Below are 13,474 nucleotides of genomic sequence, written 5' to 3'. Positions count from 1 at the left end.
GGTCTTTCATCCACCTATGAGCAAGCTCATGTGGATTTAGACCTTTTGACCCTGGAATCATTAAATGATGTTGAAATATTTGACCGAACCGGTCTGATTAAATGATTTTAGAAATTCACATCTATGATACATCAAATGTGAGCTGGCTCCCGCCTCGGCAGACGGCAAGCAACGAGTTTGTATCAATGGTGGGATTCGATCTCCCAACCGATGAATGTATTATATATCTTTTGTATTTGGATGTCTATAGTAAGTAACTATATTTTTTAACTTTGTGAGATTTTTACAAAACCTTTTTACAAAAACTGACACCCCTCAATTCCATACAATAAAAGCACCCCCGGAACGCCCAGAACTCCGGTTGTTGTCACACTGATCACATTGCAGCCAACCTTAAGATCCACTCCTGCATTGTCAAAAACCTGATTTAAGAAAAAAACACATGCCATCCCAATAATTATCCGTACCAGAAAACGAGAAATATACTTCATAAAAGCACCCTGTCCTTTTTCTAAATTGTATGAACTCTACTGACAATTCAGTACAGATTGCAGCAAGAAAGTCCTGAATATAAAAAGTATTATACTTTACTCCGGTATTCTTATGATATGAAAAGATGCCAGACAAATTGCTTTGTACTTTTTACTTCCACAATTCTCTGGCACCTTCTTATTTTTTCAGATCAGAATTTAAAGATTGCAATTCCGTATGCCGGCAGATCGTATGCAAAAGAGTATTCTCTTCCGTCACATTCACTCTTCACTGCCTTGTATACAACCGGACGCTCCGTTGTATTTCCGCCAAATTCTGCTGCATCTCCATCCAGCACGAGGCGATACTGTTTTCTTTTTGGTACACCGACGCGATAATCCGGTCTTGCTACCGGTGTAAAGTTGATCACAAAGAGCAGATTGCTCTTACCGTCTTTGGAATGACGCACAAAGCTGAAAATGCTTCGGTCGGCATCATCTGCATTGATCCATTCAAATCCGCATGGATCCTGATCTGCATCATAAAGTGCCGGTGTCTTTTTATAGAGATGAAGCAGTGCTTTGACGTAATTCTGCATCTGCTGATGTTTGTCTTCTGCAAGCAGATACCAGTCAAGTTCTCTTGCTTCGCTCCACTCCTGAAGCTGTGCAAACTCCTGTCCCATAAACAACAGTTTTTTGCCCGGATGACCAAGCATGTATGCATAGCCGGCACGTAAGTTTGCAAACTTATCATCGTAGAGTCCCGGCATCTTATTGATCATCGAACATTTCAAATGAACTACTTCGTCATGTGAGAGTACCAGTATGTATTTTTCTGCATAAGCATACGTCATGGAGAACGTCATTTTATTATGATTCCATTTGCGGAAATACGGATCTAATTTCATATATTCCAGGAAATCGTTCATCCATCCCATGTTCCATTTATGGGAGAATCCAAGTCCGTCCTCTTCCGGTTTTCCGGTAACTTTCGGCCATGCTGTGGATTCCTCTGCGATCATCATTGCTCCATGATTTCTGCCCAGCACAACGCTGTTCAGATGTTTGAAAAACTCGATCGCTTCCAGATTTTTATTTCCGCCGTAAATATTCGGGGTCCACTGACCGTTTTCTCTTCCATAATCCAGATAAAGAATGGATGCCACCGCATCGACACGCAGTCCGTCGATATGGAAATGCTCAACCCAGTAAAGTGCATTGGCGATCAGGAAATTCTTGACTTCGCTCTTGCCAAAATCAAAGACTTTTGTTCCCCATTCCGGATGCTCGCCCTTTTTTGGATCCGCATACTCGTAAACACATCCACCGTCAAATTCTTCCAGTCCGTGTGCATCTCGCGGAAAATGTGCCGGTACCCAGTCAAGGATAACACCGATTTTCTGTTTATGCAGATAATTTACCATATAAGCAAAATCTTCCGGCGTACCATATCTGGAAGTCGGTGCATAATATCCGGTTACCTGATAACCCCAGGAGCCATCAAACGGATGCTCCGCAATCCCCATCAGCTCTACATGCGTATAACCCATTTCCTTCACATATTCTGCAAGTGATTTTGCAAACTCTCTGTAATTATAGAATCCATCCTCGTCCTCTCCATGCGGATGTTTCTTCCAGGAACCCGGATGTACTTCATAAATAGAAACCGGAAGGCTGTCATTATCTCTCTGCTTTCTTGCTTCCATCCACGCCGCATCACTCCATCTGAGTTTCGTGATATCTGTGATCCTGGATGCGGTTCCCGGACGCTGCTCTGCATAATTTGCAAACGGATCGGCTTTGTAAAGTCCTCTGCCATCTTTTGTTTTGATGAAGAATTTATAGAGCATACCCACTTTTGCTCCGACTACAAAACCTTCATAGATACCGGACGGCTCAAGGCGTGTCATCGGATTTGCCTCTTCTCTCCAGCCGTTAAATTCACCGATCACGCTGACAGTAGCTGCATTCGGTGCCCAGACTGCAAAATAAACACCTTTTTTGCCATTCATCACTGCTTCATGTGCACCCATTTTTTTATAAATATCATAATGCGTTCCCACACTGAACAGATACTGATCCAGTTCTCCGATACGGAAATCTTCCTTTGCTGCAGCCTTTGTTCTCGTTGTTCTTTTCGCTGCTGTTTTTGCTGTTGTTTTTGTTGCTGTTCTCTTTGTTGTATTTGCTGCCGTTTTCCCGGCTGTCTTTCTTACCTTTCTTTCTGCCATAACTACCTCCGACTTTTTCTATACATTTCAACCATAAATTGATATCAGAATCACAAAATGCCATACTGATCCTTTTGAACTGGCATCATTTTTTTCTGAATACTTTACTTTCACATGCATCCAGATGAACCTGGAGTCTGCCATCCACCACCGGCACTGCTTCTTTTGTGAACGCATTTTCATAAGTTCCGTCCACTGGAATCGGGATGCTCATATCCGCCGGATTCTCATCGTTATTCGCTGCCACAACGATGGCATCCTGATCTTTGATTCTTGCATAAGCATACTGTCTGTTTGTCAGTACCAGCTCTCTGTATTTTCCATCTGCCAGAACCGGATTTTCTTTTCTCATCTTTCCAAGTGCCGCAATATGTGCTGTCAGCTCCGGATGCGGATTCTCTTTCTGCATTTTTTCAAGGTCAAGCTGCGGACGCATGGCATCATCTGAGGCACCCTGCTTTCTTCCTTCAATGCCCCACTCGGAGCCATAATAAATAGATGGAATGCCCGGCAGCGTGTAGAGCAGTGTATAAACCTCGCGGATATGATCTTTGTTGTTTAACTTGCTCATCAGACGGTCCACATCGTGGTTATCTACAAAAGAATACAAAGTACGTCCTCTGTAAATACCGCCGTTGTCATCAAACTGACGGCGGATCGTATGGGCGATCTCAAAATAATTATGATCATTGTGTCCCGAATACAGACCCTTGTGAAGCTCATAATTCGTTGTGGAATGAAGCATTTCGTCATTTACCCATCTCGCATAATCGCCGTGGATCACTTCACCCATCAGCCAGAAATCCTCTTTCCACTGACCGGTGCGGTAACGCATTTCTTTCATAAAATCAAACGTCAGACAGTCAGCACAGTCCAGACGGATACCGTCAATATCAAACTCCGTGATCCAGAAATGAATCACATCAAACAGATAATCACGGACTGCCTGCTCGTAAAGATTTAAATTGACCAGCTCAAAACAGTTTCTCCATGCTTCATAACCAAATCCATCGTTATACGGAGAATTCCAGCCAAAATTCACTCCTTTATACCAGCTGCAGTACGGAGAATGTTCTCTGTTTTTCTGGATATCCTGAAATGCAAAAAACTCTCTTCCGGTATGATTGAAAACGCCGTCCACAACCACGCGGATCCCATTTTCATGTGCCAGTCTGACAAATTCTTTGAAATCTTCATTATCCCCAAGTCTTCTGTCTACTTTTTTGTAATCTTTTGTATCATAACCATGTGTAGAAGATTCAAACAGCGGTCCGATATAGATCGCTGTAACTCCGATCTCCTTTAAATGGTCGATCCACGGAAACAGCTCCCGCAAGCGATGCACGGTCTCCGGTTCTTTGTTTTCCTTTGGTGCCCCTGTCATACCCAGCGGATACATATGATAAAAAACTGCTTCGTTATACCACTTTCCCATTTGCAAATACCTCCATCTTAACTGTAAATACCGTACATAAACTGCTTTACAAGTGCCCGCTTTTTCTCCTCTGAAATCTGCTGCGGTCTGCCTTCCCGGTCGCATGCCAGCAGAATATAGTGATTGATCAGACCGATAAATCCAATCGCAAACTGCTCTTGCCTTCCGTTCATATTTCCAAGCTCATGCTCCGCCGCATCAAAGAAATGTACGATCTGCGAATAGAACTTTTTCACAAGCGGCTTTACCGCCCGGTACGCTTCATTCTCCTTCGCAGAATAAAACATCGCCATCAGAAGTGCATAGACTTTATAATTTCTCATCGCATAATCTAAAAATGCAGAAGCAATATTGTAAAGCGTCGCTCCGACATCCCCTTCGTAAAAAGATGCCCGCTCCAGTTCTTCATTCAGAACAGTAAAATGTTTCGTCAGCAAAGTCTCCAAAAGACCATATTTGCTGCCAAAATAGTAGTACAACGTAGGTTTTGTAATCCCCGCTTTCTGAGCAATCTCCTGTACGCCAACGGCATCGTAACCCTTGGCATAAAACAGCTCCAGTGCACACTGCAAAATACGTTCTCTATTGTCCATAAATCCTGTCCTTTACTCCTGTTTACGGTTGCTTTCTTCATTATACCGTTCGGTATATAAAGTGTCAAGGAATATCCCGCTAACTTCATAATAAGACAGTCCGGTTTCCCGGCAGATTCTTGCGACTTCTTCGTACTCCGGATAAATCCTTTTCCCATCCGGCAGATCACATACTTTTACTTTCATTTTCCCAAACGGCGTGTCGATCTCTGCCGCTTCTCTTTTTAAGATACTTCGCTCCATGTACATTCTGCGGATGCCGATCGTTGTCGTTCCCTGAAAAATAAGTTTCTCCAGCTTTTCCGCATCTTCTTTTTTACAGATCACATTTACCTGATATGCCGGGCGATTTTTTTTCATATAAACCGGCGTATAATGAACATCCTTCGCCCCCGCCTGCATCAGACGCTCCATCAGAAATCCGAGTGCCTCGCCGCTGCAGTCATCAATATTTGTCTCCAGTTTACAGATCTCATCTTTTTCCATCCAGCTCTTTTCATTCTCGCTTTCCAGAATCATTGCACGCAGAATACCGGCACAGGCGTATTCTCGTTTTCCTGCACCAAGACCTGTTTTTTCGATGAAAAATGACTCCGGAAGTTTATCAGAAGTACGGATTGCCGCCACGATCGCTGCACCAGTCGGCGTAACCAGCTCACCTTCTATCTGCGTAAGTTTCAGTTTCAGATGATTGGCCTGTACGATATTTGTCACCGCCGGAACCGGGATCGGCAGAATGCCGTGCTGACAGCGGACCGTACCTCTTCCTTCGCAAAGTTCTGTCACAATTACCTGATCGATATCCAGATTATCCAGGCAGACCGCCACCGAGAGAATATCTACGATTGAATCTACAGCACCGACTTCATGAAAATACACCTGATTTCTTGGCACGCCATGTGCTTTTGCTTCTGCATCCGCCAGAACCGAAAAAATATCCGTCGCTGTTTTTTTTGCACGTTCCGTCAGGCTGCTGCTCTCAATGATCTGCAGAATATCCAAAAAACTTCTGTGCTCATGTATATACTCTGCATCATGGTTATGCACATCATGCCCATGCATATGCTCCGTAGCATGATTATGTGCATAAGTATGACCATGCAGATATTCCATATCATGATCATGATTTTCATGTTCCTTATCAAGAACCACATCAAAGTCGCACGCATCCAGACCGGATTTTTTTACCCTGGAAATGCGGATATCAAATCCCTGTACCGGAAGGCTTGCAAGAGCTTTTTTCAGAACCTGCTGATCTGCTCCAAGATCCAGAAGTGCTGCCACCGTCATATCTCCGCTGATACCGCTTTCACACTCCAGATATAACGTTTTACCCATTCGCCTTCACCCCCAGTCTGTTGATCTGCGTTGCCATATAACCTGCTCCGTAACCATTGTCAATATTTACCACCGCAATTCCGTTTGCACAGGAATTTATCATCGTCAGAAGTGCAGAAAGTCCGCCAAGATTTGCACCATAACCGACGGAAGTCGGCACAGCAATCACCGGCTTGTCCACCAGACCGCCAAGCACACTCGCCAGTGCACCTTCCATACCCGCAACGGCAACAACACAGTTTGCACTCTGAATTGCCTCCAGATTTCCAAGCAGTCTGTGGATGCCGCTCACGCCCACGTCATAAACCCTCGTCACTTTCGTTCCAAAATATTCTGCCGTCTGTGCAGCCTCTTCCGCTACGGCAATATCTGCCGTTCCCGCAGTGCAGACTACGATATTTCCGATATGCTCTTTATCCTTTTTTTCAATTTTTATGATATGGGAAATCGGATCATATTCTACCTGCGGATATTTTTCACGCAATATTTCGTACTGATGCTGTGTTGCTCGCGTTCCGAAAACCTGTCCATCTGCCTTGTATAAACGTTCAAAAATATGAAGCAGATGTTCATCTGCTTTTCCGGCACAGTAGATCACTTCCGCAAAACCGGATCGCACCTTGCGATGCATATCCAGTTTCGCATAGCCCATCTCTTCAAACGGCTCCCTGCGGAGAAATCCTTCCGCTTCTTCCACAGACATCGCCCCGTTTTTTACTTTTTCCAGAATTTCCTGTATTTCCACAAAAACACACCCCGCTTTATACTGTCTTCTCAAGACACACAAGCTGCACGCCCGGAATGCCGTTAAACACGCAAGGCACAATATCCGCCTCCCAGTATCCAAGCCGTGCATACAACTTTCTCGCAGCCTGGTTTTTCGCATTCGTATCCATACGCAGATACGGACAGTTATGTTCCTTTGCATAATCCTCATAAAACTTCACAAACGCACTTCCATATCCTTTTCCGGACTGCCCCGGATCTACGACCAACGTATGCAGAACCATAACCTGTTCCGGCAAAATATCCTGATATTTCCAGTTTGCATCAGCATACTCCGACACCTGAACTTGGTTGATCCTCGCTGCTGCCACAATCCTTCCGGCATCCGTCATAACAAACAGATCGTCATTTTTCACCGCTTCTTTTGCGGTATTTTCCGTCGGATAAACGCCGCGTATCCAGCCGATCACCGCTCTGCCTTCCTCTTCCTCCGTTAAAATATGATCATAAATTGCCGCAACCTGTACAATATCTTCTTTTGTTCCTCTGCGAATTTCCAACATTTTCTGTCCTCTCTGTCTACTCAGAAACCAAAATCTTCATAATCCTCTTTCAGGAATCGATGATAAATAATATGGCATCCTTCATCTTTAAAACAATAATAATATGGATCGTCCGGTTTATCTTCAAAACGGATCAGAATATCAAATTCTCCATTGTCCATATTTTCTGTAATAATATTATCAGAATACTTATGAAACAAATTCAGAATATCATCCATCTTGCATCCATGTTTCTGAAGCAACTCGATCAGGCTTTTAATAAATTCATTTTCCTTCATATTATTATGGACGTACTCGCTGCCTTCCTCCGGAATGTGGAAGCAAAATCGCTCCGCTTTGTGTGTCGCAACAACCTCTCCCAGCTTCTCTGTGATCACCACCGGAAGGTGGTTCAGACGCTCCTGCATCTGATCTGCATCATCACTCGTACCAAAAAAATGATTCAAAGAGCTGAGCGGATAATACAGGCGAATTTTTTCTTTTCGAAATCCCAGTTTCGCATGGTCTTCCTTGATCACATCAATCAGATTCTTTAACAGTTTTTTGTATCCTTCATTTCCCGGAAACTGATACAGATTCAATCCAACACCGTCCTTATCATAAAAACGTTCCACTTTTCCATTGACTGTGCGGATTGTGATTTCAGCCGTCGCCGAAATCCGACACTCATTGAGATGACCGCCTTTGACATTCATCTTCTCATCGCAGAGATTAATGTGAATATGAAGATAAGTTTTACCATCCATCGTGGAAACATTTCCCGTCAGAGCCGTGATCTCCATCGGTCCGTTCAGTTCCGTTTTATGGTAAACCTGTTCCCCGACATTATACAGACCGATCACCGCATGGTCTGCCGCACCGATACCCTCTATCGTTGCCAGTGTGATCTTTTCCCTGTCGCAAATCTTTGTCAGAGACTCCACGATCTCCTCGCCGCGGTCCAGACGAACAACATATGCATCATCAAATTTCATGTATTCCATATCTATATCAGCCTTTCCTTTTTTTGTCCCCATAATACCACGAAAGAAGCAGGGATTGCAAATTTTTATAATCCATTTCATCCACTTACATAAAAATGATGTGGATGTCAAAAGTCCCCAACTATGATGCCTACGGATTGTTCCGTGCGTTGCACTCCCACAATCCTGGCATCATAAAAATACAGAAGATTATGAAATTTCGTTTTCATAATCTCCTGCATCTTCTCTTTATACTTCTATTCGAATTTGATTATAATGTGCAGCCTACCGGATCTTAATCGTTACAGATTTCTTCTTTCCGCTTCCATCCGTTGCCATTGCGGTGATCTTCACTTTCTTTCCTTTTGCATTTTTCTTTGCCTTTACTTTTCCGTTTTTCACCGTAGCAAATTTTTGATTGCTGCTTTTCCAAAAAAGTCTGGTATTAGCCTTCTTTGTGGCTTTTACTTTCGCTTTCAGCTTAATGCTCTTTCCTGCTTTGACGGTTTTCTTTCCGGAAATCGTAACTTTTTTCACAACACCTTTCATACCGGTGATTGTATAAACTGCCTTTTTGCCGCTTCCATCTGCTGCCTTCGCAGTGATCGTTACTTTCTTTCCGCCGCTGCCTTTTTTCATTGTGACAATACCATTTGCATTTACGGTGGCAGCTTTCGGATTGCTGGAAGTCCATACCAGTGTTTTGTTTGTCGCATTTGCCGGCGAAATATTTGCCTTCAATGCGATTTTCTTTCCTGCTGCAATCTTATTTGAAATTCCGCTGATCTTAATGCTGCCAATCAGTATACTCTTTGAAGAATCTGTACCCGGTCTTGGATTTGGACTCGGATCTGGTTCCGGATCTTGGCTGCCCGGATTTACAATATAAAATGTACTACTCAATAATCCTTCATAATCACCAATTCCATGAACACCGGCCCAGGCTTCGCCAATTTCTACATTATCATCCAGAAAAACTTCGTAATCCACACCTTCTTTCAGGATTTTTCCATCTGCATCTTCTACCGAAACTCTCGGAATCACCGCATTTCCAGTATAACGAAGATCGCCGAATACATACATTCTTCCATCTTCGATATTTTTCTTTGTGTTCTTCTTTTTGTAGATAAATGTCCAGGAATCTTCGTCACCTGCCGTTACCGTCATCTGTGCTTTTTCCGGTGTATAACCGCTCACATCCGCTGCATCCAGCGTCTGGGAACTTCCAAACAAAGCACGGACTGTTGATGCTTCTGCCAGATCATCTCCCGCTTCATCTTTGTAATATACTGTATAGTCTTTTTCTTCCGGTGTGATTCCTGCTTCATAGGTTGTTTCTGCAGAGTCATACTGTACTGCAACCGTCGCATTTTCGGCTGTTTTTTCTTTAAAATAAGCATAATAGCCAGATGTAACTTCTTCACTTGTGCCATCATCCCAGGTAACATTCAGCGTAAGTCCGGTCGTATCAATTTCTTTCTCTGAAGAGCCATACTGCTGTTTATCCGCCGGTGCTGCCACTTCCACAGAAACTGCCCTGCGGATACGTTCCTCTGCCATGATGCCATTTGTTTCTGCATACTGCCATGCCGTACCGTTTTCACTGCACCATAATGTCAGATTTGCATTATCTCCAAATGCGGAATCTCCAATCTCTGTAACACTGTCCGGCACCTCTACACCTGTCAGAGAATCACAGCCTGCAAATGCATCTGAACCGATCGTTTCCAGCCCATTTCCTGATACAACCATATCAAGTGAACTGCAGTTTTCAAATGCCTGACTGCCGATTTCCGTCACCGTATCCGGCAGGAATACAGCGTGGATTTTATCCTCATTCCGGAATGCCTGCGGATCGATACCCACAACGGTACGTCCATTGATCGTCTCTGGAATGCAGAGCAGATCCTGTGTATCACTCAGTGCCCTTGTCATACGTCTGGAAGCATCTTTTGTCTTTTTGCCATTTAAGCTCACGATCCATACGTGATTGTTTTCATCGGTGCGATACTCGAAATTCGCCGCCTCTGTTCGGTTCATATTTCTTCTGCAGGTTGCGATAAAATTGTCATACCGCATTTTCTGTGAATACAGACTGATACATTGATCCAGCCATTTTTTCTTATATTTTACAGCTGCATTTTCCCCTGATTTTTCCGCAAGCTCACTGCATTTATTTGCCATCTGAAGCAGCGAAGCTTCATAGGCTTCATATGCAAACTGATATTCTTTTCGAAGTTTTTCACCTGCTGTTTTTCCGGTCTTCTGATAATTTTGTGCAATCTCAGCGTATTTATTGTTCAGTCCGACACTCAGTGAATTGCAAAGCGACATACTGTAAGCAATCTTCACCAGCTCATCATAGTCTGCAAGCTTTATTTGTTTGCTGATACGTGAATAGAACAGTTTTCCGACTGTAAGTGCACCGCCGACATCAATGCCGGAAAGCGGATCAAACAGCTTTGCCATGTCTGTAACTCCCTTTTTCACAAGGGCTTCCGCAATTTCTTCAAAGTAGTTATCTACAATAAATTCCTGAATCGCTACTTCCGATGATGCCCAGTATTTCTGCAGTTTTCCCTTTAATTTCTTCAGTCCCTTATAGGCTGTAGAATCCGGTGCTGCACTGTTCAAAAGCTGATTGACCGTTTCCATTTCCAGATTCGCCATAATGCAGATCGTTGTGCCAACCTGAACTGCCGAAGTTGCAACACCAACTTTTTTAAAGATGCCGTCAATCTTTGACCATTTTCCGTCTACCTGTTCAAAAATTGATTTTGCCTGTTCCGTTGTAAATGCATCCCCTTTTACCAGTTCTGCAAGTTCCCACTGTACGTTGGTATTCATTGTCTTACTTGTCGTTGCAACAAACTTGTAGAATTTAGAAACATTTTTTACTTTACTGCGAAAGTCATCCACCACCGTTTTTAATGTATCATCCTGTTCATCAATCTGACGGATCAGTTCAATCGCCACTTCCTCTTCTAACTTATCCTCTTCCCATCGTTTTCCGGTAATTGCTTCCAGAATCTGTTTCGTCGGACGCACGATCACATCACCGGACAATGTCTTAATAACAGAAAATAGCTCATCATTATCCGTACGTGCCGCCAGAACATCCGCAGCCGCATCATACAGCGTTCTGTGCATCGTTTTGTATGCCTGGTTATCTCTCAGATAGTGGTGATATTTTCCAAACAGATCATCCAGACTGTATGGATTTTGTGCATTATCCTCAGATGATTCTGAAAAATCATACAGATAACAGCCATCGTCCTCTTTCATCATCACAAAACCAGACTCCACATAGGTCCATTCGAAATCGTAATTCCCTGACAACAGCTCTTTTCCGGTTTGATCAATAATTTTACAGTTGCTGTACCAGCTTCCCACTTTTGCAATTCCGTTATGCATATTTCCGGCAAGATTAAACTGCTCCGCAATCTGCAGGTTTCCGTCTTTATCACAGTAACCCCAATCGCCGGATTCTCCTGTTCGAACCCGAATCAACCCATCCGAACCATAACCTGAACCATCCACATATTTTTTCAGCAAAACTCCCTTACGACTGTAAACCAGATACTGGTCATAGTTCACAGAATCACTGATCCAGAAAGCAAAATTTCCATTTTTTGTAACCGATACATTACTTCTTCTGTAAAACTCATTCATCTGTGCGATCTTTTGAAAAGAACCATTATAGAATACACCGTTTATCAAAAATACAATATCCGAACCAACAATACTTTCTTTAATGTCATCCCAGCCCAGGCTTTCATCCGGATCCATTTCCGGTTTATCCCATCCGGAAAATGTTTTGTCCAGCATATTAAACAGTGCCGTCTTACCATCCTTTTCCAGAAGAACCACATGGCTGCTGTCATCCCTCGGAATACTTGCAGAACAGTCCAGATTCTTTTCATTCAAAACTACTTTGTTCTCCGCTGTATCATAAATAAGCACATTGATCTCATTTGTTCCATATGGATTATATTGGAGATAAATCAAACCATCCCGCACTTCTTTTATCTCAACCTCGGTATTGTTGTCAAATGAATAAATCTTTTTCCCTTTTGCATCAATCAGACTGCATAATACCGTTGACTCCCTCATCGTTGAACTGTAGTCCGGGTTACCGTCCGCACACTCAAGCTTAATCGCATATCCATCTTCATATCTGCTGTATGAAACATACATATTGTCTGTTTTTCCGGATTGATCTATGTAGTCTTTAAAGTGCTTCTTCCCATCTGCATCATAGGCTACCAGATAGCTTCCATGTTCCGCAATAGCAGAACCGTAAAATTCTTCCATAAAAATCTCACAATCCTGATCATCACAGAAATCGCTGTTGTAAAGCTGTGCTCTTGTGATCAGATTTCCACTTTTTGTCAGATACAGGATATCCATGTTCGTTTCCAGATTATCCGGTACGATACGAAAACATCCATCACCCAGAGCTTTCATATCACCGCCGGAACTGATCTGGTCTGCAAATTTCTCGCCTGTTTTCAGATCCAGTATCATATAGCCACCGTCTTTATCTTTTACCTTTTTTCTGTAGCCACTCAGATCCCATGTTGATTCATATCTGCACACACCATCCCAAAGTCCTTTGGAATCTATAAAACCATATAATTCCTCATCCGAAGTTTCCTGCGTAACCATATAAAGCAGATCATCTAATTCTTCCATTCCATCAGAAAAATGTTGATTATATGCAGCCCTGTCAACTTCATCGTACACTGCCTCATACAGAATGCTTCCATCATTCTTCAGCATTCCTGTTTTTCCGTCTTTTACAATTCGATAAACACCTGCCGAATATCCTTTTCCATCACCATAATACGTTGGTTTCTCATCCAGATCATACTCAAAATATTCCCCCGTTGTCGCATTGTAAACATCATACTTCGGAGTCTGCGTCTGTGGCTTCTTAATATAATATAAAAGATCTCCCTCATCCGAAAAGCTCCATATCGCATCCACAGAACTATGCGACGTCGTTTTCTCCCAATCGTCATAAACATGTTCCTTTTCATCCCAGTCTGCATCCGTGCCCGAAACCACAAAAGTCTGAACAACTCCACTCTTTCCGATCAGATAAACATTGTCATCGTACTGTGTCTTCTTTGCACGCACAACAACCAGTC

General features: G+C 43.1%; 9 protein-coding genes and 1 pseudogene. All 10 read right to left on the bottom strand.

Annotated features, from left to right (window positions below; translation table 11 throughout):
• Positions 1–296: 296 nt before the first annotated feature.
• Positions 297–491 (bottom strand): pro-sigmaK processing inhibitor BofA family protein, encoded by a 195-nt coding sequence (locus tag ACLTL4_RS09595; RefSeq protein ID WP_022119168.1) that lies wholly within the window; start codon positions 489–491, stop codon positions 297–299.
• Positions 492–682: 191 nt separating this feature from the next.
• Complete coding sequence (gene glgB, locus ACLTL4_RS09590; protein ID WP_412320469.1) at positions 683–2,704, bottom strand: 1,4-alpha-glucan branching protein GlgB; 2,022 nt, start codon at positions 2,702–2,704, stop codon at positions 683–685.
• An 85-nt stretch (positions 2,705–2,789) separates the two neighbouring features.
• Entirely contained in the window at positions 2,790–4,139 is a 1,350-nt protein-coding gene (locus tag ACLTL4_RS09585) for an alpha-amylase family glycosyl hydrolase (protein ID WP_215659253.1), read from the bottom strand.
• A 17-nt stretch (positions 4,140–4,156) separates the two neighbouring features.
• On the bottom strand, positions 4,157–4,732 hold the full coding sequence (locus ACLTL4_RS09580) for a TetR/AcrR family transcriptional regulator (RefSeq protein WP_022119171.1): 576 nt from the start codon (positions 4,730–4,732) through the stop codon (positions 4,157–4,159).
• A gap of 12 nt (positions 4,733–4,744) precedes the next feature.
• On the bottom strand, positions 4,745–6,070 hold the full coding sequence (gene larC, locus ACLTL4_RS09575) for a nickel pincer cofactor biosynthesis protein LarC (RefSeq protein WP_173898664.1): 1,326 nt from the start codon (positions 6,068–6,070) through the stop codon (positions 4,745–4,747).
• Positions 6,063–6,815 (bottom strand): nickel pincer cofactor biosynthesis protein LarB, encoded by a 753-nt coding sequence (gene larB / locus ACLTL4_RS09570; protein ID WP_412320468.1) that lies wholly within the window; start codon positions 6,813–6,815, stop codon positions 6,063–6,065. Before larB ends, larC begins: the two co-directional genes overlap by 8 nt.
• A gap of 16 nt (positions 6,816–6,831) precedes the next feature.
• Positions 6,832–7,359, bottom strand: a complete 528-nt coding sequence (locus ACLTL4_RS09565) for a GNAT family N-acetyltransferase (protein ID WP_250843083.1) — start codon at positions 7,357–7,359, stop codon at positions 6,832–6,834.
• Positions 7,360–7,379: 20 nt separating this feature from the next.
• Positions 7,380–7,934, bottom strand: coding sequence for a DUF3877 family protein (locus ACLTL4_RS09560; protein WP_147632382.1), 555 nt, complete (start codon positions 7,932–7,934; stop codon positions 7,380–7,382).
• Between the two features lie 57 nt (positions 7,935–7,991).
• A pseudogene (locus ACLTL4_RS09555) lies at positions 7,992–8,333 on the bottom strand (PPC domain-containing DNA-binding protein); the annotation flags it as partial.
• A 273-nt stretch (positions 8,334–8,606) separates the two neighbouring features.
• Positions 8,607–13,474: leucine-rich repeat protein (locus ACLTL4_RS09550; RefSeq protein WP_412320467.1), on the bottom strand; the 4,868-nt coding region annotated here is incomplete at its 5' end.

Origin of the sequence: Hominisplanchenecus sp. (assembly GCF_046967715.1) — a bacterium.
GTDB lineage: Bacteria > Bacillota > Clostridia > Lachnospirales > Lachnospiraceae > Hominisplanchenecus > Hominisplanchenecus faecis.
The sequence above is the reverse complement of the archived record's forward strand: the minus strand, read 5'-3'. Positions and strand labels throughout refer to the sequence as shown.

Coding starts and splice junctions, on each gene's coding strand:
- ACLTL4_RS09595 (WP_022119168.1), bottom strand. CDS start 491: ATGAAGTATATTTCTCGTTTTCTGGTACGGATAATTATTGGGATGGCA.
- glgB (WP_412320469.1), bottom strand. CDS start 2,704: ATGGCAGAAAGAAAGGTAAGAAAGACAGCCGGGAAAACGGCAGCAAAT.
- ACLTL4_RS09585 (WP_215659253.1), bottom strand. CDS start 4,139: ATGGGAAAGTGGTATAACGAAGCAGTTTTTTATCATATGTATCCGCTG.
- ACLTL4_RS09580 (WP_022119171.1), bottom strand. CDS start 4,732: ATGGACAATAGAGAACGTATTTTGCAGTGTGCACTGGAGCTGTTTTAT.
- larC (WP_173898664.1), bottom strand. CDS start 6,070: ATGGGTAAAACGTTATATCTGGAGTGTGAAAGCGGTATCAGCGGAGAT.
- ACLTL4_RS09565 (WP_250843083.1), bottom strand. CDS start 7,359: ATGTTGGAAATTCGCAGAGGAACAAAAGAAGATATTGTACAGGTTGCG.